Consider the following 19466-nt stretch of genomic DNA (forward strand, 5'->3'; position numbering starts at 1 on the left):
CGGACGGCTGGTGCAGGTTCCATTAGTGGTATTGCTCAAAATCAACGTTGAATGCATCGCCGTCTTCAAATTCGAAGGTTATGCACCATGGTCCGTTGACGTGAACGGTGTATCTAGTGGGATTGAACCCACTTAGAGCATGATAGTTGAAGCCGGGCAGCTTCATGTCGCTGGGGGACGCGGCCTGTTCTAAGCGGTCTAGTCGAGCCTTGATGCGCTTGTGCATCTGGCTGTCTATCTTTGAGCTTTCACCAGTGTTGAAAAGCTCGCTTAGTCCCTTACTTTTGAAATTCCTGATCACAATGCCATCTCCTAAATCACCATTTTTTTCCCTTTCTTTCGTTGTTGCTAACGAAACGAATGTAAGCGTATTGCTTACACAAAACAAGGGGTGATGTAAGTTTTTTGCTGACAAAGTGAAGCCCGCCCAAATATCGGGTGGGCGGCCCATTGAAATAACGTGCGTTAACGCAGATGCGTCAATCGATTTTAGCGCGATCCATCAGCTCTTTGAGAGCTTCGGGATAGCTCAGTCTGTTCTCAATCGCCCATTTCACAAAGCGGTTGTGCGTCGAAATTGGCGGTCGAATATTGAGGTTGGCCGATGGCTCGGCTTCCTTGCGCCTCGTAATCTTCTGCACGGGTTCACGCGCAACGAAGCCATGGCGCTCTGCCACCTCGTCAAGCTTTCTGTCAGGAATATCGTTTTCAGGTTCATCATCCGGCTTAATGCTTGCAAGACGGTTGCCAAATCCGAGGTCTTTCATTCTGCGGCTTCCTTCTGTACGACCATGTCGACCAGTTCGGCTGTAAGTTTCAGGGCATTGTCGCGCGCCTGCGGAAGTCCGTTGACTTCGGCCGGGTCGAGTTCGTCCAGGTCGAGTTGATGAAAGAACATGCTCTTGTAAGCGGCGCGCTCGTTTAGATGGTTTGAGAATTGGGGAATTTCCCCACCACTGAGCTGGGCGAAAATCTGGCGCTCGATTTTGGTTTTGATCTGCGGCGACGTGCGCGTGAAAAGAACGCGGTACGGAATGACTTTGTCGAAAGACTCGCCTTCATCTTTGATCAGATGGATTGCCTTTGCGGCAAGCTCCGCGTCGGTTGGGCTTGCCTGTATCGGTATGATTGCCAGATGCGCCCTGAATAGCGCGCGAGACATAAGCCGGTTCGCGGTGCCTTCGAGGTCCACAAAAACGAATTGAGACTTGCGGCGATGATGATCCAGCTTTTCCTTGAAACTCTCCTCATCAACTGCGCTATCCACCAAAACAGGATTTTTAGACTCCCCTGCCCTCCAGCCTGCTATTGGCTGGTTTCGGTCGCAATCGAGCACCGTGACGGATGCGCCTTGGCGGGCAAGGGTGGTTGCGAGAACTAATGTGGTGGTGGATTTACCCGCGCCACCTTTTGGATTTGCGACTGCGATAACGGGCATTGCGCGTCCTTCCTGATTAAAGTTGTAGCGTCATCGTGCATCATAATACTTTATGGCGCGTTAACAAGCGCGCACATTAACGTTGTTGCGTCACGACTGACGTTGATGCGTCAACGTTGACGCTCGCGCTGAATTTCTAGAATCTTGATGCACTTTCACACGTAGCTGCCAATATCATCGCTGGAACGTCTGTACTGGGATGCGCAGTGCTGCAAACTAAAGCAGCTTTCACTTTAAAAACAGTGACAAACCCACTGTAGCGTCAGACAGTTACACTAAGTCGCTTTTCGAGGATAAGAGCATGGAACGTCAATACACATTGAAATCCACTACTGAAAACAGAAATCTGCGAACACTGCCTCGTCATACGATGATGCTGTTGCTTTCTGGTCTTGATGATTATCTGCTCGCGCGGGTGGGTCTACAAAGCGGCCTGTTCGCCTCGTTCATACCGGCACACCAGGTGGTGGAAAAATACCTGAAAGCTTTCATAATAATATCCAGTGCTGGCCGTTATAGCGACATTCCAGCACTCAAGAGGGCACTGAAAACCCGCGCTATTCCGAAAATCTCCGGGCTTCCCGAGACGCACAATCTCGCTGCTCTTTACGCGTGGGCGCAAGAGGTGAGGGGTTGCACATCGGCCGCGCCGCCGATCCTCGGAACCCTGAACGACAGATATATCGGCCGATATCCCGACAACGAGCGCGGTGGCCCTCAATCCGCCAGCACGGCAATGCTCGCTCAGCTCGATGCGTTGATACATGACATTTGGTCTTGGTTCGAGCCGTTGAACCCTCACTTGTATTTGACGCACGGCATCTCGATGCCGACGCACCTGGCTATCCTTAATCCTGCCAGCCCGTTTAATTATCAGTACGCCATCCTTTCCAAGGGAAACGAAGCCCACGCTATGGCGCTCTCAACATTGGCTCCGAAAATTGAAGCGTTGTTCGAACCCATAGTCGCGCCCGCGTGATGCTCAAAACCGTCCGGTTATAGACAGGGCAGGGCGGTTCTGCTCAAAAGTGCCTATCCCGACTTTCTTGCATGCTCAAAAAGAACGGGACACTTTTGAACAGGGAAACAGCTATGTCGCGCACGTTCGCTTATGTCAGAGTGTCAACCACGGGGCAGACGGTCGAAAACCAGATTACCGAAATCTCGGCCGCTGGCTTTTCGGTCGAGCCGCGCCGGATCATATCCGAAACGATTTCCGGTAGTACGCCGGCTGCGAAACGACCTGGCTTTATGAAGTTGCTCGACCGGATGGAGCCGGGCGATGTGCTGATCGTCACAAAACTGGATCGCCTCGGCCGTGACGCCATCGATGTCAGCAGCACGGTCAAGATGCTTGCTGAAAACGGGGTGCGGGTGCATTGCCTCCAGCTGGGCGGCCTCGACCTCACCAGCTCGGCCGGCACCATGACGATGAACGTCCTAAACGCCGTCGCGCAATTCGAGCGGGATTTGAATATTGAGCGCACGCAAGCCGGCGTGGCGAGGGCGCGGGAAAAGGGAAAGCGTTTCGGCCGGCCGCCCGCCCTGACGGATCGGCAAAAACAGATGGCGCTTGCCGATCTGGCGGCCGGCGCGAGCATTGCAGCCGTGGCCCGAAAATTCGGAACAAGCCGCCTGACAATCTCTCGCCTTAAAGGTGCATCGCAAGACGCCACTCCGGGCGATTTGGAATAATATTCTCTTCAAGATTTCCCCTTGCGACCTCTCATAAGCCAAAAGACCTATCCGAGCGTGTAAATGGTTCTGAAACTGCGTATAGGTTGCCGCCGAACCGCACTTTAACGCGGTTCGGAACCGCCGCAGGGCCGCGTTAGCGGACCGAACAAGCGGCGTCCGCTTATTAATCCGCAGGATTATAAAAATCAGGACCGGATTCAGTTCTTTCAATGAACTCACGCTCCTTCAAAAGCTTTTCGGCCTTTCGTGCCTCCAAATTTTTGCGGATGCGCTCAATGGCAGGGTTCGCCGTGACCGGCTGGGTGTAGTGAAACTGCATCTGCTTTGCTGCCGGCGTCTGACGGCCTTCCTCGGCCCGCTGGGCGCGGTTCTGTGCAGCCCGCTCCACAATGCCCGCCAGTTGCTCGGCGCGCGCCCTGTCCTCCACTGTTTCCCGTAGGCGATCTGCCGGCGAAAGGCTGTCCATGTGCGCCTTGATGGCGTCTTGGCGTTCCTGCTGGGCCTGTAGCGCGTCATCGGGCAGGGGGGCGGCCTTCCTCGCATACTTGCCAAGAAGCGCCTTGGCGCGCGCCGGCAGGCTCAAGCGATAGGCGTTGCTTGTCTGCTGCACCTGCGGGCCTGCGCCTTTGTTGCCGGTCGGAATGTATCGGCGCAACCAATCGACAAAGCCATGGGTGCGGAGCGCATCGAGCGCGCGGCATACAGCAGCTCGGGCGCGGCCGATCTTTTCCATGATGGTGCTGATGGACGGGTCAAGGCGGCCGTTTCCGAAATCAACCAGATTGGTGAGATAATCCAGCACCTCAAGCGCGACGTGGCCGAGGGGGCCGGTGCGCTTACCAGGCTGTTTCATTGCCAGCTCATACTTGCGCGCGGCAAGCAGGATTTCACGGGCTTCGTGGCGGGGCAGGGGCTTCCAGAATACAGCCTCACACTTGCCCTTCAGGCGGGAATTTCTGCGCACGGGTGCGCCAGTTCGTTTGGTGCCGGATTTTGCCTGCACCGCGCCAATCTGCTGGAACATGGTTCCTTTGTCCTCTCTCAAGAGGGCATGGACAGCAGACAAAAAATCAGCGTTCTCGCAAGCGCTAACATCTTGCGAGTTCGTTAATTCTGAACTATCTTGAGACTGTCTTACGGTTCTCAAGATCGTTTTATCTACTTATCCAAAAAAGCCCTGCCTCGCCAAAGGCGGGCTTTTTTATTTTATGCCCTTGTTTGTTCTATATAAAACCTGAAGGCCTCTTCCAGTATCGGGGCGCGGGACGATGCCCCACGCTCCTGTTTCAATCGGTCAATCTCTGCTACCACTTCACCCGGCATAACAATGCTGACATTCACAAGCCCTTTGGCTGCTTGTCTCGCACGGGTGGCTGCAACGCTTTCACGGGATGAGGGACGAGTATTCTTCATCTCTACATGTAGCAGTGATTCCTGTTGATTCTGCAAGCGGCGTCACAAAGTTTCCTCGGTGATGGCGTTTCGCCGCTGGCAAAACCCTGCCTCACTTAGTTCGGGTGTGCGTCATCTGTGGCGGGTGGCAGGTGCCACGCCACTACGCCCTCGATATCTGTGAGGGGAACGCGGCGGCTGGCTACGCTGGCGAGCTGGGCGACGAACCACATACGCATGTCTTTATCGAACGTGGCAAGCGCGGCCCTGTTCGGGTGCGCGACAATGAGGCTTTTCAGGTGCGTCTCAAGCGCATCGCCCTCCAGCTCTGCGGATGGGTCAGATCGGAGGATTGCTTCCTCTACGGAAAGACTCTTTTGAGGAGCGCTCGCCCGAAGCATCGCTTCCCATCGTTTGAAGCCGTCGAATTTGCGGGCCTCACGCGGGCTTTCACCTTTAAAGGGTTGATCCAGCACATCGAACAGCCACCGCATGGTGGCGCGCACGTCCGCGACTTCTTCCATAAGCTGGGTGCTGTTCAGTTTTTGCGTCACCGGATCGGCCTCCACATAGCCTTGGATCATGCAGCGCGTTGCGATCTTCGCCAGCTCGCTGCATTCCTCGGCCAGCTTGCCAAGCGCCTGGTGCAAGACAACGTCGCCTTCCGGCTTCCATGCATTGATAATGCTCATGCGGTAGTCCCTCCATCACGGTTTGCAATTCTTACGGCATCGCAAAACCTCAAGTGTTCGACGGCAACTGTGCGGTAATCCTCGCCGTGCTTTAGGAGGAGCTTGATAAGCCAATGTAGAACATGGGCTTGCTCGTCTTCTGCTCGATAGGGGATCGCATCGCCGCCGGCGCGCAGGATTTCGGCAAGCGGGCCGGTTTCCCAAAGCATTTTCGAAAGCACTGTTTTCAGATCGCCCGTCAGCTCGTTGGGATAAGGCAGGGGCGTTGCTCCTTCCGCCTCAAGTTTCCGCAAATCGGAAGGCTTGAAGTCCAGCGCGATTGTCTCGCCGCGCTGGTGAAGCATCATCGCGAAATTCGCCACGTCGATGGGGTCGCCTTTCTGGACATGGTGGGCGAGAGCCTGCGATAGCGAAGCTTGGCTGCACTTTTCATTGTCGCGCCATATGTCGAGGCCGCAATCGCGCTTCTTCGCCAGCTTTGCTTTCATTGCGGCCGCCACCTGGTCGACCGCGATATCGTCGGCGTGCCTCGCGTCTGGCCGGTTCAAGATGGCGTGCACTTCGTGGGCCGCGCGCAAGGTCGTGTCGGATAGCAGACCGCCATTGCCGCCCTTGCCCATCGTACCATTCATGTCATGTTCAACCGCGTTTGCGAGTTTGAGGGCTGCTTTTGCCAGATCGTCGCGGCTCATTGAGCTACCCCTTCGATACGCTCGAAGCGGGCCGTTTCACCTTCAACAACGAAGCGAAGCGGCACTTCATAGTCCGACCACCAATAGGCATCGATAGAATACTCGCCTTCCTTCAGCTCCATGATTGAAATCAGGTCATCTATCGAATGAGATATCGTTTCGTTCTCGCGTTCGAGGCGAAAGCAATTGGCTTGCGCCGGTACGTGCGTAGTCGTCAGCCATCGGCCATCATCCACAATGATGAGGGTGAAATCGCCAAAGACGCGGTTTTCATCGAACATGACGATATCGCCGTGCTGTAGGCGCTGAGAGTAATTCTCATCATCTTCGTCTTCTTCTGTCGGCCGAAGAAACCAATCGTCGCCGGCGCGATGGATAAAGCTGTTCGGGTCTTCTTGTGGCTCGGGGATAGATTCGTCCATCCATGCGGACGGCAGGTATCTAAGCTCAGTCATCGGAACGCCTTTCAGGCTGCGGAATTTTTCAGGGTGAGGGCAGGGACGGCGGGGCGGGCGTTATGCTCAACGCGGTCCAGAAAGCGGCCTGTCTTGCGCTTGCCTGCCCGGATCATGCTGTGATCAGGGTCCATCTCGTCGCACCACATTGGGTTAGGCCAGTGTTCCCATTCCTCGCCGGTCCACTCCATCCAATCGAACCGGCTGATTTCCGGGTCATCATCGAGTGTGACCGAGCCGAGCTGCGGCACGTACTCGCCCCACTGCTTGAAATGGAAGGCAACGCCGGCCGCCGCGCACTGGTCGCGCAGGCTGCGAACCCAATTCGGATGGGCCGGCCGTGCCTTGTGTTCGCCTTGGTCGGTTTCGCCGCCAACGATCACCCACTGGATGCTGTGGCAAAGCCCGATGTAGTCCCGGCCGTTTTGGACAAAACGCGTGGTGGGAATGTCGTTGTCTTCCGGCCGCATCCAGACTTTCCCGCGCAAAGCGTCGGTAAAATATTCGGATGTCGGGTATTCCTGAAATGCCGTCAGATCGACCGGGCCGATAAGTGGCTCACACGACAGGAACAAAAAGAGCGGGCGTGTCTTCGCGTGCCACAAATCAACGCTCGCCTGCAGTAATGCTTGCACGTTGATATTCGCCCGCGGCTGATCCTCAACCGTGGTTCCGATCGCTGCATTTTCCGGCAGTCCTCCGGCCTTTTCGGCCATCTTGGCAATGTTCTGCGGGCGCTTCGTCAGAAGCAACCAGACAAGGTGCGGTGTGGCGCGGATAAGGTCGAATAGATCCCGACGCCATTCATCCGGAACGGCGTTATCGAACACGTCAGCAAGCGAAGCGCAGAACACAAAGGGGCGGGTTCCTTCCTTCGCAGCCTTGGCGTTCCAAACGAGCGGCTTGCGCCAGTTTGCGGCATTGGTGCGAACGCGGGTGCCGTTGCCTTTGCCCGGCCCGCCCCACTCGGCGCGGTGCATGCGGGTTTCCATCAAATGGGCGGCGTAACAGCCATCGCAAGCTGGCGCGATACGGGTGCAGCCAATCCAAGGATTAAACGTCATGTCCGCCCATGAAATGTTCGTCGTATCAGCCATGGGAAACCTTCTTCAAAAACTTGATGCTCTTGATTGCGCCGGGGCGCAGGCGCTCGGCCTGTGCGCCTGCTTGAACCGAGCTTGCGGCAGTCGTCGTAACCGTCGCGCCATCGCGATAGGTGACGCGGAAAAGCGATCTTGGCTTCCGGCTGGGGCTGGCATTCATTTGGAAGTCGCTCGGTGCTGGGGTGTTGGGCATGGCCTGTCCGTCTATTCGGGAAACCGCACCTGCCTGCGCAGGCGAAGGTGCGGAAACCGGAAGGGGCATTCAGGCCGCTTCGCGACGGGCAAGGCGGCCGGCCAGCTCGCGGGCCTCCTCGCCGTACTTTTTGATCTGTTCGCGGGTAAATCGGTCGGCGATATCGTTCTCGGTGCAGCCTTCGCCAAGGCCCAAAATTGCATCCGCCATCTTGTTGATGATCTTGTTCTCTTCCTGCGAGCGCTGTTTCATGCCTGGTTCTCCATCCTGTTGAGGTGGATGGGCGGCATGACATTTCGAGGAAAGCCGCCCATCCGGGAACCCTTCTGCCGTGAGGGGGCTCAACGGTTCGGGATGGCGGGAATATGTCGATAAACGACAATCAAAGTCAAGCAAGCGTATGTCGAATTTCGACAATACATAAGGAGAACAAAAAAAGACCTATGTCGATCAATGACATAGGTCTTTGAAAAATTCGGATGCTGTGACAGGCGGCTTTACGTCTCGCGTTGTACCGAGAACGTCACTCTACCTACGATCCTCACGATGTCGTTATCGCCGCCGCTCAGGTCGATAGGTTGTTGGTGACGCGGATCATTCGACTCCGGCAGTAGCCAGAATTTCCCTTCGTCATCCTTGAAGAGTGTTTTGACCGTGGCTTCGCGTAAGCCGTCTGCGCGCTCTCGCTCCACGATGTATCTTTTCCCGGGGATAGGGGATTCTCCGGTTTCCATCAGGCTGGTGTAAATGACTGCCGAACCCTCGGCGTAACGCTTATTCATAGATGGTCCGCGCGTTTCCGCGCCATAAAGCATGACATTCTGAAACTCTGGATCATTCGGAACGATTACGTCATAGCAATCGTCTTCATGCCATAGCAGTGATTCTGCCCATTCCCCCGCCTGCACATGCTGACGCACCCTGACCGTCCGCACATTGCCGTGGCTGGCGATCAGTTCGGCCGGCTGCCTGTGGAAAAACTCGGCCAGCTTTTCTATCTTGGAAAGGGTTAACTGCGTCTTGCCCGTTTCCAGCCGGTTGTAATTTTCAGTAGTGATATCAAGCACCGCAGCCGCTTCCGCCTGCGTCTTGCCACTCATTTCCCGAATTTTTCTGATCTGATTTGTCATGGTATTTTTATAGCGATTTTCGACAAAGAGGGTATGTCGGTTTTCGACAAGTATTTTGATTGACTTTTATTGTCGTTTATCGACATATTCCCGGCCATGCGATTGAAAGAGTGGCGACTGACGCGCGGAAAGACCCTGGCTGACATGGCTGCGCTTCTCGGTATCGAGAGGGCGCGCACCTATCAGCGTTATGAGGACGGGGAAAATCGTGCCGATGCTCACTTAGTCGAGCGCATCCGTGACGTGACCAACAATGATGTTGCCGTCATCGACATGCACAACCAGCGTCTTGAATGGCTGAAAGCCAATCGCTTGGACCTGTTTTCTGAACCGGAAGGTGCCGCGAATGAATAGGGCGTTCACCTCCATCGTTTCCATTCGCGCGGCCTTTCCTCCCGGCCTGCTGCGGCCCGCGCCGGGGCGCAATCTCACTGATGCTCTGGCGCGGGTTTCTAACTTTGTTTCGCATCGGGTGATCTCCGTAACTCTGTAGCTGTCACCTGAATACGCCGCCTGCGAACGGCATTCACGGAATCATTTCCAGATTTTTTTTCCTTGCTTTTGTGGGGTCTCTAAGTGCGTCAGAATTCCAAGATTTTTGAAACTGCTCTCAAGGCTAACACGCAGGCGGCATACGACGCGGTCGGCGGCACCTCTTCCGCTTCCGGCTTGCTCGGCGTCGGTATCTCCGCGTTGTCGAAATACGCATCGCAAGACGAGCAGTGGAAAGAGAACTTCATCCGCATTGATCTCGCCGTCGATCTGGATCGCAGGTCGCCCCATCCGTTCATCCTCACCACGATGGCAAGAGAGCTGGGGTTCGCGCTGGTTCGTGACGACCTGCCGGGAGGGGATGATGTCAAGCTGTGCCCGATGAGCCTGCTCAAGCTTGATCGCGTACTCGACGATGTCGTCGATGAGGTTGCAAACGCTCTGTCGGACGGCCACGCGGACGCCTACGAGCGCAAGGAAATCCGCAAGCGCATTGCATCCGCAAAGATCGCTTTGGCCCGCCTCGACGCGATGATGATTGGCGGTGACGAATGAAGCCCGCTCGCAATTCTCCTGCCACCCGGATTTTCCAAAAGCCGCTTAGCAGGCTGGATCGACAGTTTCTTTTCATGCTGCGTGACGTAGCGGGCGGAAAGATGAGCCTCATTCGCATCTATGATCGCGACCGCGCCAAGTCGTGCACGGAAGCGGGATATTGCCGCATCGAAGAACCGAAAGCCGGGCCTGCCCGCGTCTATCTGAAGGATAGCGGTCGGCGCTACCTCGATGCCATCGTGAGGGCTGACTGATGGACGGCCCGGATAGGCTTCCTCCCCCAAATCCAGAAAAGGCCGCGACGATGCGGCGCTTCGATGCTCTCCCGGTCGATGCTCGCCGCGCCATTTCTGGTGCGGCTTTCCAGTTTCATCCGCAGGCGGCCGAAAAGATGCTCTCGCGCGGAATGAGTGGCAAGCGCGTCGGCGAAAAGCTGAAGGCGTCGGATCACGGCAACTATGTTCGGACGGAGCCTAGCCGATGATCCTCGAACCAAAGAAAAAGATTGCCGTTGCCCGGCACATTGAAAAGATCATCGTCGGAACCCGGCTGCGCAATCTGGATGAAGCCAAAGTGCTTTCGTTCATGGATTCGATCAAAGCGGTTGGGCTTAAAACCCCTATCACGGTTTATGGCGATGAGGCGGATGCGACGGTCCGCCTAAGCGCCGGCGGTCATCGTCTGGAAGCGTGCACCAGGTTGGGCATGTCAACCATTCTCTGCTTTCATGAGCAGGGCGACGATACGGACCGCGAGCTATGGGAAATTGACGAGAACCTTATCCGCTCTGACTTGAGTGTCGCCGAGCGCGCTTTGTTCATGGCCCGGCGCAAAGAGTTGCATCTCATCAAGTACCCGGAAACAGCTAAAGGGGTTGCGCAGGCTCTGGCCTCAAACGCTGCGCAGGGACGTGGCGGACAAGTTGTCCGTGACGCCAAATCGTTTGCCGCCGCAACTGCCGAGGCGACCGGTAGGGATGAACGTTCCATCCGGCGCGATGTCGAGCGTGGCGAAAAGATTTCCAAGTCCGCAATTCAGCAGCTCATCGGCACCCGACACAACAACGGGGTGACGCTCGATCATCTTAAAAAGATTGAGACGCCTGAAGCGCAGGAAAGCTATGTCCGCGCGCTCCTCGCTGCTGACAGGGCGGTGAAAGCCGAAAACAAGGTCGTTCGCAATGCAGAGCGCGCAAGCAGTCGGGCATCACGCCTTCGGATGATCAGCCTGATTGCTGAGCAGGGCCGAAGGTCCACGGCCGAAATGCCGCGTGCGGCTTATTCGGTCGGTTATGCTGATCCACCATGGAAGCAAGAGGCTTGGAGCGACGAAACGGGGCAGGATAAGGGGCTTCCTTATCCTCCTATGCCGGTCGAGGAAATCAAGGCGCTCTGCGCTGGTGACAAGTCGCCATTTACGCGCGATGCGGTGCTGTATCTTTGGGTGACGGCCAATCGCCTGCCTGATGGCATCGCCGTGCTTGAAGCTTGGGGCTTTGAGTACGTCACATGCATGGCTTGGGACAAGGTCAACATCGGCATGGGTCGGTGGGTCCGGGATCGTCACGAATTGCTGTTGATCGGCAAGCGCGGCTCCATTTCGATGGCGCCTTTAGAGGGCACCCAGCCGGCCAGCCTACATTGTGAGGCCAAGACCGAGCATAGCCGCAAACCGGTATGGTTCGCCGAGCAGATTGATAGGCTGTGGCCCGATCTGCGAAAGCTTGAGCTTTTCCAGCGCAAAGACAGTTTGGCCGAAGGCGATATCCGCCTTAACGGCCGCTGGGATTTTTGGGGCAATCAAGCTGGCACGCCGGAAGGCGGTGCGGCATGAACGCTCATGTTGGTGCACTTTTCGCAAGCACACTATTGGTGGCAACTCCTGCCATCGGTCCGAATGGCCCTTACATCATTGACAGCTTCGCGGGCGGCGGCGGCGCTTCGACCGGGATAGAGCAAGCGCTTGGCAGGTCGCCAGACTATGCGATCAATCACAACGCTCTTGCGCTGAAGCTGCATGAGGAAAACCACCCGAACACAATCCACCTTTCGGAAAACGTCTACAAGGTAGATCCTTTAGACCATCTACGCGGCAAGCATATTGGACTGGCGTGGTTCTCGCCCGACTGCAAACACTTCAGTAAGGCCAAGGGCGGCAAGCCTGTCGAGCGCAATATTCGTGACCTCTGCTGGATCGTTCCCGGATGGATTGAACGCATCCAGAAAAGCGGCGGCAAAGTCGATGTCGTCATGATGGAGAATGTCGAGGAGTTTAAGGATTACGGCCCGCTCATCATGACGCCGCGCGGCCTGATGCCTGATCCTGAAAAGAAAGGGCAAAGCTATCGGAAGTGGTGCAAGGCCATCCGCAAGCTTGGCGGCAAAATGGAAAGCCGCGAGCTACGCGGGTGCGACTATGGCGCTCCGACGATCCGTAAGCGGTTGTTTATCATCATTCGTTTTGACGGCCAGCCCATCGTCTGGCCGGTGCCAACGCATGGCCGTCCGGATGATCCGGAAGTAATTGCCGGCCGCAAGCTCCCGTGGCCTATCGTCGGTGACTGCATCGACTACAGCATTCCTTGCCCTTCGATTTTCGACAGCGCCGCTGAAATCAAGGAAAAGCACGGCGTGCAAGCCAAGCGGCCCCTTGCTGACAATTCCATGGCTCGGGTTGCGCGTGGGTTTGACCGGTTTGTGTTGCGTGCCGGTCGGCCGTACTTGGTGCAGGTCGGATACGGTGAGCGGGCAGGGCAAGCGCCGCGCTGCATGTCGGCGGATCAACCGCTAGGAACCGTTGTTGCCGGTAGCGGCAAGCATGCGCTGGTCGCGCCTGTACTGACTTACGCCCAGCAGGGAGGGGCAAACCGTTCTGTTCGGACGCCCGCGCATACCATCACTGCCAGCGATAAAGATCAAAACGCCGTCATTTGCGCGTTCATGGCCCAGCACAATAACGATAGCCGGCGCATCGGCGGGGTAAATCCGGGCCGGCCGGCGTCCGCGCCTTTGTCGGCCGTCACCCAAACTGGAAGCCATCAGCAACTCGTTGCCGCTTACGTGGCGCGGGATTTCGGAACCTCTACCGGCCACAGCATGAGGCAGCCTTGCGGCACTGTGATGCCGGAAGGGCAGGGCAAAAGCCGTCTGATACTGCCGTTCCTGCAATCCTATTACGAGACTGGCGAGGGTTCGCGCGGCGATGAGCCAATGCGGACCGCGACTTGTAAGGCGCGCCACGCTCATCTTGAGGCGGAAATCGGCATTCCGCCATTCACTGAAGCGCAAGCAGCTCGCGCGCGGCAGGTGGCGGATTTCATGCGGTCCCATGGTCTTTGGGATGCTCGGGAATTCGTCACTCTAGAAATCGACGGCCTGACATTCGTTGTTGTCGATATCGGCATGCGCATGCTGACGCCTCGCGAGCTTTACACGGCTCAAGGGTTCCCGGCTGATTACAAGATCGACGGTTACTATGACCGCTCGCGGATCGGCCACAATGGCGGTCCTGAGTGGGTTCCATTTTCCAAAGAAGTGCAGATTTCCTGCGTTGGAAACAGCGTTTGCCCACCCGTGGCGAAGGCGCTCGCCGCCGCAAACTGCAATCACCTCGCGGTCAAGGCGGTCGCGGCATGAGGGATCATCAAGCAGAGCAACGAAAGGTTGACCGTGTACGCTACCTCGCGGATCGGCTGGCCGGCGATCAATGGGTGGTCGAAACCGACAATGAGCGGGTGCACCTGGTCACGTTCCGCCACATGGACGAAGCAACGATAATCGCAACCTTCAGCAAGGATGCGTTGTCGCATGAAATCGAGCTGGTAGCGCTCGGCCTCGATGTCGCCCGCCTGCTTCTCGATGTTGGCGAAAGAGCCGGCAAGATCATCGCCGCCCTGCGTCGCGCCTTGGGCCATGAGGACCGCAAGGAACGCGAAAAGAACTACGCGGCCAATGCAGCGATTACGGCGAAAGAACCATCGTTCTGGCGCTTCCTAGAGGCCACCACGGCGGGCGGTCAGGTCCGAACGCAAACGGCGGCCGATACGCGGCTGAAAAGCGTTCTCGCGATCAGCTCAAAAAATCAACTCAACGAAGACACGCAAGCGGCTCGCAGATGGCTCGATCTGCGCCGCGCTTACGAAAACTGGAAAGGGTGAAAACGAGCATATGTCGGGGCTAAAGGACAGAAAATGAGCGAAAACAGAACACGAAAGGAGCAATCGCGGATGTGGCGGTGGCGCTGGGCAATCGGTAATTCCGATCTGCCGGCGACGACGCGCGACGTTCTGCGTGTGCTTTCCGAATTCATGAACCGCGAGGGCGACCGTTGCTTTCCTCCCATTGGCGACCTGGTCGAAAAAAGCGGGCGTGACCGCAAGACAATCCGGATTCATCTGCGTGCCGCCGAGGAAAAGGGCTGGCTGCGGGTGGAGAGTGCCGGCATGAAGGGTCAAAAATGGCGTCAAAAGAAGTACGTTGCCCGCTGGCCGGACGGTTACAGCCATCCGGAATTATTGCAGCAAGGTGGCGGTGTCATGCCCTCACCTTATGACGATGCCGGCGCTGGTGAGGTGGGGGAACTGCGCCCCGAAGCTGGGGGCGCTGCGCCCCATAAGCTGGGGGCAGAGCGCCCCCTCTATAATAACTCTCCACTTACCTCTCCAATTAACTCTCCAGAAAGAGGCGCGGGCGAGCGCGCGCTGACGCCGACAGAGCGAAAGCGGATAAATCGCGAGTTTGAGCGGTGGAAACCGACTTGGCCGCGACACGAAGATTACAGCCGTGACGAGGCGAAAGCGGAATGGGACAAGCTGGCTGACGCGGATCGGCGCGACTGCATCCGGTTAACGCCATCGTATCTCAGGTGGATTGAGGGCAGGGTGAAGCCCTATAGCCCCGCTATTTTCTTGCGGAAAAAGGCATGGAAGGAGCTGCCGCCAGCAAGCGGACCGGTCGCGAAAGTACCCGCAAAATCCTTTTCCAACCTCTGGATGGCGACTTGGCTCGAAATGCTTTTGACGGCCTCAAACCAGCCAATCCGGTTAGCGCCTGTCGAAAAGATCATGGTCGATACCGGCCAAAAGTCTGCCGACGAAATCCGTCGAAACAAGCTGGTTGATTACTGCGCAAGCGTTGTCGAGGGTATGCTTTTTGCAGCCAGACGCCGCGAGCCTTGGCGATGCTCCACGTTTTTGGAGCCGATTTCCGAACGGTTCCAATGGGTCGCGCCTGATAGCGATCTGCTGGCGGCATGGAAGCGCCTGCACGAACGCCGATGCTGGCCGTGGTTCTCATGGGTGCCGCCTATGGGTATGCGCTTTCCGCCTGTCGATCCGGAAGAAACCAATCTCGATACGGCTGTTGAGGCCGCTATCACCGAATTTGAAACACAGATTAGTAAGGTTTGACGCGGATGCGGGGAAAGAAATCGGGGGCGCAAGTGGACGTTTGCGCACAAAACGAGCCATCGGAATGGCAAAAGAGGCGCATGACGCGACGGCTCCGACTTGCGATCCAGCAACTCAGCGCCGCCGCCATGTCGCGTTTCGAGGATGAGCCGACAAGGGCAAAGTGGTTTTGCATGGCGGTCTTTGGAGGGCGGGAACTGACGCTTGAACAAAATCTCAAAGATGCCGGCGTTGACGTTTTCGTACCACGCGAGCGCTGGACGGCTGTGAAAAAAGGGGTGAAGGTCGAAGGCGAAAGCGCGCTTTTGCCCGGTTACATGCTGGTTAGGGTGCTGCCCTCGGCCGAAGCGTTCTTCGGGCTGAAACTGCAAGAGGGCGTGGTGGATTTCGTGGGCGGCTCCACGGGCTATTACGAAGTCCGGCTGGCTGATGTAACGAAGCTGAAGGCCATCTGCGACACGAACGATGTAAGCCGCATGGCCGTTGATCGTTCGATAGGGCAGGGCAGCAAAGTTCAAATCACCCACGGGCCTTTTGCCGGTCATGATTGCGTTGTGGTGCAGGTCACGGCCGCCAGAAACGCCAGAGCAACCGTTTGGATTGAGGCTTTTGGGGATCGTTTGAAGCCCGTCACACTGCCGCTTGCATTTCTGAAAAAGGTGTGAGAGTCATTTGGGCAACGGATATTTCGGATTCGTCACCCTCATATGCCAGCGCTAGACGCTGCCAGAGCTAACCAGACGGTTACAGGGAACAGGCGATCCGGAACCCAGCCTTGCCGGCCTCGCTTCTGAGGCATCGAGTCAGGGTCGGTGCGATAGCTATGTTTTCAGAAGGCGACCTTAACCGGTCGCCTTTTGCGTTTGTATAGGGGTTATTTCCCGGAGGCGCGGCCATGTCTGGTGTTTTGACGATCAAATGGGCCGACAGAAACCTTGCCAAGTACGGCAAGCGCCTTCAAACGCTGAATGCGCAATTCCCGAAAGTCTTGCCGCGCATCGTCAACCAGGTAGGCAACCGCTCGAAAACGGTTGTCATCCGTGAGCTGACGAAACAGACCGGCTTGCCAAGGCAGGTTATCGTCAAGGCGATTGGCAATCCTGCCGCAGCTCGGCCCGGTCGGTATATTTACGACATGACGACGCGGGGCGGAAACATCCGCCTCAAGTATCTTCGGCCGAAGGAAACGCCGGCTGGCGTGGTGGCGAGGCCGTTCGGGAAGGCAACCCTTTACCCGGGCACTTTCATGCGGGGCGGGTTGTTCCCGGATCGCAAAGAGGTGCCGAAGTTCAACGGGCACGTTTACTACCGGCTGAATTCGTCGGGCAGTAAAATCACCTTCGCGCGGTCGGGTGTCTTCATTCCGGTGGAGATGTCCACGGGCGCAACAGCCGCCGCCTTCCATCGTATCGCCGCTCCGCTGCTCGATCAACGTGTCTCGGCGGTGCTTGATAAGCTGGTCCCGTGACCCTTCGACGCTGCCCCCTTTGAGGGGCGGCACCCCCACCCCCCCCATTTAGGGACCGTATTCGAAGAAAATCGACCATACGGGACAGGGGTACTGCGGGATTTCACTAGTTGCACTTTCGAAAAGCGGTACACGCATACACGCACGATGCACGCACGCTTGCACGGATGGATTTGATGGACGAAGACTGGATTTCCATCACCGAAGCGGCGGCGCGATTGACGCAATCCGGCGACAAGGTGGACCGCTCGACGCTCTCCCGCTACCTCAAGCAGCACGCGGAAGCGTTGCCGCTTCGCGAAGACGGAAAGTCGAACAAGGTTGATTACATCGCCCTGGTGGAACATCGATCCGGCAACATCCGCATCCGTTCCGCCCCGGCCGGTACGCTGTTTAGCAGCGTAGCCAGCCCGGCACCTTCCTCGGGTGGCGTCCACAATCGCAACAAAACGCAGGCCGATGGCAACGCGCGCAAGGCGCTTGCCGACGCCGAACTGAAAGAAATGGACCTCGCCAAACGGCGGGGCGAACTCACCATCGTTGACGAGGTCGATCAGGCCGGCCGCGATGCGGTTGCCCTGATGCAAAGCGCGTTCGAACGCGCCATCGAGCCGGAAGCCGCAACGCTCTCGCTCAAGTTCGGCTGGGACGAACGGACCGTGCGCCTTGCGTTGAAAGGGTTCGTCAAGCTCGGTCTGGCGACATTCAACGAGCAGGTGACAAAGCAACTTGAAGCGCTGAAGCGCCAAGCCGAGGGCGAGCTGCTTCAGCAAGACTAATCAGGGCGGGCTTACCAGTGACCATTCACGATGTGCGCGCTCGATTTCCAGAACTTGTCCATGGCGCATTGGTTCTGTTTCGCGGCATGGCCGCCGCCAGCCGGCCGACTGAAGACCTGACGATCAGCGAATTTTCCGACGCATATCGCAAGGTGTCGCCGGAATCGGGTTCGCCGTGGCCGGGTAACTTCCTGACGGACCGCGTTCCATATCTGCGCGAGCCGCAAGATTGCCTGCATCCGGATCATCCGGCGCGGCGCGTGACGTGCCGCTGGGCCGCCCAGCTCGGCAAATCGACCGCAATTGAAAACTGGTTCTGCTTCATCGTGGATCAAGCGCCCGGCTCGATGATGATCGTGCTGCCGACGCTGGAAGAAGCGACGAAGTTCAACCGCATCAAATTGCAGCCGACAATTGAGGTGTCGCCCCGCATCGCTCACAAGGTGATGCCGGTCAACAGCCGCGACGAACAGGGCAGCACGTCCGCGTTCAAGCGCTACGCCGGCGGCTTCTGCCAGATCGTCAACGCAGGTTCTTCCAAGGGCTTGCAGATGGTGTCCATCAAGTATCTGGCGATGGACGAAGTCACGGGATATCCGAAAGACGTTGACGGTCGCGGCAGTCCTCGCGATCAGGCGCGGGCGCGTCAGAAGATGTACGGCGATCTTGCCAAGGAATGGCAGGGATCAACGCCGGGCATCGCCGGCGAATGCGCCATTACCGAAGATTTCGAGGCGGGCGATCAGCGATATCGCTATATGCCCTGTCCTCATTGCGGCACCTATCAGGCGCTCGAATTCGACATGATGCGCGGACCGGACGCCGCGCGTGGCCTTCCGGTGCACATGCGTTGCGTCCGTTGTGACGAACCTATCCTCGACGGCCACAAGCGGCAGATGGAGGAACAGGCACACTGGATCGCGCGGCGCGTCCATGAGGGTGACGATCCTGTACCGCTGGCGATAGCGCCGGCCGATCTTGCGAAGTGGCTTTGCCCCGTAAAAGAGGGCAGGTGCCGCGAGTGGGAACCAAGCTATCACCTTTGGGCCGCTTATGCGCCCCGCGAACGCTGGGCCGAAATCTGGAAACGGTGGGAAGACGCGCAAGGCGACACCACCAAAATGAAGGCGTTCTATCAGCAGGATTTGGCCCTGCCATACGATCCGGGCGGCGTCGAAATCGATCACGAAAAGATCGTTGAAGCGGCCCGCGACGAGGGCATACCAAACAACGTCATTCCGGAATGGGCGGCCCTGCTGGTTTCGGCTGCTGACGTTCAGGGCTACGGCATCAAGTGGGGTGTCTATGCCATCGGGCCGCGCGGGCAGTATTGCCTTATCGACCGCGAGATTTTCGAGGGATCGCCCGATAAGTCGGACGAACCATGGATCAAGCTTTCTGACGCGCTCTCGCGGACCTATGTCACGCCGAGCGGCAGGGAAAAGGGCTTGGACATTTCCGGTGTCGATACCGGTTGGGCAACGGACCGGGTTTACCGGTTCTGCGCCGGCCGGCCGAATGTGCTTGCCCTCGACGGTCGCGAACCCATCGGCCTGCCGTGGCTTGGAACGCCGAAAAAGAAGGATATCAAGGATCATCGCAACCGCGTGATTGCGAAAGTCCTGCTTTATCCGGTCGGCCTCTACGATGTGAAAACGGCCGTTGCGGCCGCCCTCGCCAACCTGGTGCAGGGCGTCGGCGAGGATAGCCAGTGGCCACGGGGCACCATCCATTTTGCCGCCAACCTTTGCGACACCGATTTCGCCAAGGAGCTGACGGCTGAAAGGCTGGTTGACGAGGAAGAAGAGGCGCGAACCAGCCTCAAGCGCGGTTCGCGAAAGCTGGTCAATCCGAAGGCCGGGCGCAAATGGAAGAAGATCAACGGTCGCCAGAACGACTGGTTTGACGTGACCGTTTACGCCTATGCGCTCGGCTGGCACCTCGAAAACAAGCGCCGGCTGACAACCGACCG

Annotated in this window: 26 protein-coding genes; 14 read left to right on the plus strand and 12 right to left on the minus strand. The window is 57.4% G+C overall.

From position 1 onward, the window contains the following. Positions 1-22: 22 nt before the first annotated feature. The 3 genes from AGR2A_RS27830 to AGR2A_RS27840 form a co-directional block, all read right to left on the minus strand. On the minus strand, positions 23-301 hold the full coding sequence (locus AGR2A_RS27830) for a type II toxin-antitoxin system RelE/ParE family toxin (RefSeq protein ID WP_072495435.1): 279 nt from the start codon (positions 299-301) through the stop codon (positions 23-25). Positions 302-479: 178 nt separating this feature from the next. Further along, a complete protein-coding gene (locus tag AGR2A_RS27835) occupies positions 480-767 on the minus strand; it encodes a hypothetical protein (RefSeq protein WP_072495436.1) in 288 nt (95 codons plus the stop codon). After that, positions 764-1438: a ParA family protein gene (locus tag AGR2A_RS27840; protein WP_080823820.1), complete on the minus strand. Its 675-nt coding sequence runs from the start codon at positions 1436-1438 to the stop codon at positions 764-766. Before AGR2A_RS27840 ends, AGR2A_RS27835 begins: the two co-directional genes overlap by 4 nt. A 301-nt stretch (positions 1439-1739) precedes the next feature. Here AGR2A_RS27840 and AGR2A_RS27845 point away from each other — a divergent pair, with 301 nt between their 5' ends. Both AGR2A_RS27845 and AGR2A_RS27850 read left to right on the plus strand, forming a co-directional pair. Continuing rightward, entirely contained in the window at positions 1740-2417 is a 678-nt protein-coding gene (locus tag AGR2A_RS27845) for a HEPN domain-containing protein (RefSeq protein WP_139786434.1), read from the plus strand. 113 nt (positions 2418-2530) lie between these two features. Then, entirely contained in the window at positions 2531-3133 is a 603-nt protein-coding gene (locus tag AGR2A_RS27850; protein WP_080823823.1) for a recombinase family protein, read from the plus strand. Positions 3134-3299: 166 nt separating this feature from the next. Here the strand turns inward: AGR2A_RS27850 and AGR2A_RS27855 are convergent, their stop codons facing one another. The 9 genes from AGR2A_RS27855 to AGR2A_RS27895 form a co-directional block, all read right to left on the minus strand. After that, positions 3300-4283: a hypothetical protein gene (locus AGR2A_RS27855; RefSeq protein ID WP_139786435.1), complete on the minus strand. Its 984-nt coding sequence runs from the start codon at positions 4281-4283 to the stop codon at positions 3300-3302. Positions 4284-4342: 59 nt separating this feature from the next. Next, positions 4343-4549, minus strand: coding sequence for a ribbon-helix-helix protein, CopG family (locus tag AGR2A_RS30430; RefSeq protein WP_080823827.1), 207 nt, complete (start codon positions 4547-4549; stop codon positions 4343-4345). A 95-nt stretch (positions 4550-4644) separates the two neighbouring features. Then, complete coding sequence (locus AGR2A_RS27865) at positions 4645-5220, minus strand: hypothetical protein (RefSeq protein ID WP_080823828.1); 576 nt, start codon at positions 5218-5220, stop codon at positions 4645-4647. Beyond that, entirely contained in the window at positions 5217-5912 is a 696-nt protein-coding gene (locus tag AGR2A_RS27870; protein WP_080823830.1) for a hypothetical protein, read from the minus strand. The genes AGR2A_RS27865 and AGR2A_RS27870 overlap by 4 nt, the downstream gene beginning before the upstream one ends. After that, entirely contained in the window at positions 5909-6367 is a 459-nt protein-coding gene (locus tag AGR2A_RS27875; protein ID WP_080823832.1) for a hypothetical protein, read from the minus strand. The genes AGR2A_RS27870 and AGR2A_RS27875 overlap by 4 nt, the downstream gene beginning before the upstream one ends. Before the next feature lie 11 nt (positions 6368-6378). Next, entirely contained in the window at positions 6379-7464 is a 1086-nt protein-coding gene (locus AGR2A_RS27880) for a DUF5131 family protein (protein WP_080823834.1), read from the minus strand. Then, positions 7457-7663 (minus strand): hypothetical protein, encoded by a 207-nt coding sequence (locus AGR2A_RS27885; RefSeq protein ID WP_208617161.1) that lies wholly within the window; start codon positions 7661-7663, stop codon positions 7457-7459. Before AGR2A_RS27885 ends, AGR2A_RS27880 begins: the two co-directional genes overlap by 8 nt. A 69-nt stretch (positions 7664-7732) precedes the next feature. Then, positions 7733-7915, minus strand: a complete 183-nt coding sequence (locus AGR2A_RS27890; protein WP_020811226.1) for a hypothetical protein — start codon at positions 7913-7915, stop codon at positions 7733-7735. Between the two features lie 245 nt (positions 7916-8160). Further along, on the minus strand, positions 8161-8793 hold the full coding sequence (locus AGR2A_RS27895) for a LexA family transcriptional regulator (protein WP_035264236.1): 633 nt from the start codon (positions 8791-8793) through the stop codon (positions 8161-8163). 96 nt (positions 8794-8889) lie between these two features. Between AGR2A_RS27895 and AGR2A_RS27900 the strand changes: the two genes are divergently transcribed. The 12 genes from AGR2A_RS27900 to AGR2A_RS27955 all read left to right on the plus strand — a co-directional run. Continuing rightward, positions 8890-9147, plus strand: a complete 258-nt coding sequence (locus tag AGR2A_RS27900) for a helix-turn-helix domain-containing protein (protein WP_353615853.1) — start codon at positions 8890-8892, stop codon at positions 9145-9147. A gap of 222 nt (positions 9148-9369) precedes the next feature. Next, positions 9370-9840: a hypothetical protein gene (locus AGR2A_RS27905; RefSeq protein ID WP_080823839.1), complete on the plus strand. Its 471-nt coding sequence runs from the start codon at positions 9370-9372 to the stop codon at positions 9838-9840. Positions 9841-9941: 101 nt separating this feature from the next. Beyond that, on the plus strand, positions 9942-10094 hold the full coding sequence (locus tag AGR2A_RS29835) for a hypothetical protein (protein WP_167378260.1): 153 nt from the start codon (positions 9942-9944) through the stop codon (positions 10092-10094). 50 nt (positions 10095-10144) lie between these two features. Then, positions 10145-10324 (plus strand): hypothetical protein, encoded by a 180-nt coding sequence (locus AGR2A_RS27915; protein WP_139786436.1) that lies wholly within the window; start codon positions 10145-10147, stop codon positions 10322-10324. Continuing rightward, positions 10321-11673: an MT-A70 family methyltransferase gene (locus AGR2A_RS27920; protein WP_080823842.1), complete on the plus strand. Its 1353-nt coding sequence runs from the start codon at positions 10321-10323 to the stop codon at positions 11671-11673. Before AGR2A_RS27915 ends, AGR2A_RS27920 begins: the two co-directional genes overlap by 4 nt. Further along, positions 11670-13475 carry a DNA cytosine methyltransferase gene (locus AGR2A_RS27925; protein WP_080823843.1) on the plus strand — a complete coding sequence of 602 codons (1806 nt, stop codon included), beginning with the start codon at positions 11670-11672 and terminating at the stop codon, positions 13473-13475. Before AGR2A_RS27920 ends, AGR2A_RS27925 begins: the two co-directional genes overlap by 4 nt. Beyond that, a complete protein-coding gene (locus AGR2A_RS27930; RefSeq protein ID WP_080823844.1) occupies positions 13472-13996 on the plus strand; it encodes a hypothetical protein in 525 nt (174 codons plus the stop codon). The genes AGR2A_RS27925 and AGR2A_RS27930 overlap by 4 nt, the downstream gene beginning before the upstream one ends. Before the next feature lie 69 nt (positions 13997-14065). Further along, entirely contained in the window at positions 14066-15247 is a 1182-nt protein-coding gene (locus AGR2A_RS27935; RefSeq protein WP_080823845.1) for a helix-turn-helix domain-containing protein, read from the plus strand. An 80-nt stretch (positions 15248-15327) separates the two neighbouring features. Beyond that, on the plus strand, positions 15328-15912 hold the full coding sequence (gene nusG / locus AGR2A_RS27940; protein ID WP_167378261.1) for a transcription termination/antitermination protein NusG: 585 nt from the start codon (positions 15328-15330) through the stop codon (positions 15910-15912). Between the two features lie 230 nt (positions 15913-16142). Continuing rightward, the gene (locus tag AGR2A_RS27945; RefSeq protein ID WP_080823847.1) at positions 16143-16715 is read left to right on the plus strand and encodes a hypothetical protein; all 573 of its coding nucleotides are present in this window, start codon (positions 16143-16145) and stop codon (positions 16713-16715) included. Positions 16716-16891: 176 nt separating this feature from the next. Beyond that, positions 16892-17494 carry a hypothetical protein gene (locus AGR2A_RS27950; protein ID WP_245316644.1) on the plus strand — a complete coding sequence of 201 codons (603 nt, stop codon included), beginning with the start codon at positions 16892-16894 and terminating at the stop codon, positions 17492-17494. Positions 17495-17511: 17 nt separating this feature from the next. Next, a partial coding sequence (locus tag AGR2A_RS27955; protein WP_167378262.1) for a terminase gpA endonuclease subunit occupies positions 17512-19466 on the plus strand: 1955 nt, incomplete at its 3' end.

It is taken from the genome of Agrobacterium genomosp. 2 str. CFBP 5494, assembly GCF_900013495.1.
In the GTDB taxonomy this organism is placed as follows: Bacteria; Pseudomonadota; Alphaproteobacteria; order Rhizobiales; family Rhizobiaceae; genus Agrobacterium; species Agrobacterium pusense.

Bases quoted from the DNA above. Each gene is read 5' to 3' on its own strand.
- AGR2A_RS27945 (WP_080823847.1), top strand. From the start codon at position 16,143: ATGTCTGGTGTTTTGACGATCAAATGGGCCGACAGAAACCTTGCCAAG.
- AGR2A_RS27915 (WP_139786436.1), top strand. From the start codon at position 10,145: ATGCGGCGCTTCGATGCTCTCCCGGTCGATGCTCGCCGCGCCATTTCT.
- AGR2A_RS27840 (WP_080823820.1), bottom strand. From the start codon at position 1,438: ATGCCCGTTATCGCAGTCGCAAATCCAAAAGGTGGCGCGGGTAAATCC.
- AGR2A_RS27850 (WP_080823823.1), top strand. From the start codon at position 2,531: ATGTCGCGCACGTTCGCTTATGTCAGAGTGTCAACCACGGGGCAGACG.
- AGR2A_RS30430 (WP_080823827.1), bottom strand. From the start codon at position 4,549: ATGAAGAATACTCGTCCCTCATCCCGTGAAAGCGTTGCAGCCACCCGT.
- AGR2A_RS27875 (WP_080823832.1), bottom strand. From the start codon at position 6,367: ATGACTGAGCTTAGATACCTGCCGTCCGCATGGATGGACGAATCTATC.
- AGR2A_RS27900 (WP_353615853.1), top strand. From the start codon at position 8,890: ATGCGATTGAAAGAGTGGCGACTGACGCGCGGAAAGACCCTGGCTGAC.
- AGR2A_RS27890 (WP_020811226.1), bottom strand. From the start codon at position 7,915: ATGAAACAGCGCTCGCAGGAAGAGAACAAGATCATCAACAAGATGGCG.
- AGR2A_RS27950 (WP_245316644.1), top strand. From the start codon at position 16,892: ATGGACGAAGACTGGATTTCCATCACCGAAGCGGCGGCGCGATTGACG.
- AGR2A_RS27880 (WP_080823834.1), bottom strand. From the start codon at position 7,464: ATGGCTGATACGACGAACATTTCATGGGCGGACATGACGTTTAATCCT.
- AGR2A_RS27920 (WP_080823842.1), top strand. From the start codon at position 10,321: ATGATCCTCGAACCAAAGAAAAAGATTGCCGTTGCCCGGCACATTGAA.
- AGR2A_RS27885 (WP_208617161.1), bottom strand. From the start codon at position 7,663: ATGCCCAACACCCCAGCACCGAGCGACTTCCAAATGAATGCCAGCCCC.
- nusG (WP_167378261.1), top strand. From the start codon at position 15,328: ATGACGCGACGGCTCCGACTTGCGATCCAGCAACTCAGCGCCGCCGCC.
- AGR2A_RS27895 (WP_035264236.1), bottom strand. From the start codon at position 8,793: ATGACAAATCAGATCAGAAAAATTCGGGAAATGAGTGGCAAGACGCAG.
- AGR2A_RS27835 (WP_072495436.1), bottom strand. From the start codon at position 767: ATGAAAGACCTCGGATTTGGCAACCGTCTTGCAAGCATTAAGCCGGAT.
- AGR2A_RS29835 (WP_167378260.1), top strand. From the start codon at position 9,942: ATGAGCCTCATTCGCATCTATGATCGCGACCGCGCCAAGTCGTGCACG.
- AGR2A_RS27865 (WP_080823828.1), bottom strand. From the start codon at position 5,220: ATGAGCATTATCAATGCATGGAAGCCGGAAGGCGACGTTGTCTTGCAC.
- AGR2A_RS27925 (WP_080823843.1), top strand. From the start codon at position 11,670: ATGAACGCTCATGTTGGTGCACTTTTCGCAAGCACACTATTGGTGGCA.
- AGR2A_RS27930 (WP_080823844.1), top strand. From the start codon at position 13,472: ATGAGGGATCATCAAGCAGAGCAACGAAAGGTTGACCGTGTACGCTAC.
- AGR2A_RS27935 (WP_080823845.1), top strand. From the start codon at position 14,066: ATGTGGCGGTGGCGCTGGGCAATCGGTAATTCCGATCTGCCGGCGACG.
- AGR2A_RS27870 (WP_080823830.1), bottom strand. From the start codon at position 5,912: ATGAGCCGCGACGATCTGGCAAAAGCAGCCCTCAAACTCGCAAACGCG.
- AGR2A_RS27845 (WP_139786434.1), top strand. From the start codon at position 1,740: ATGGAACGTCAATACACATTGAAATCCACTACTGAAAACAGAAATCTG.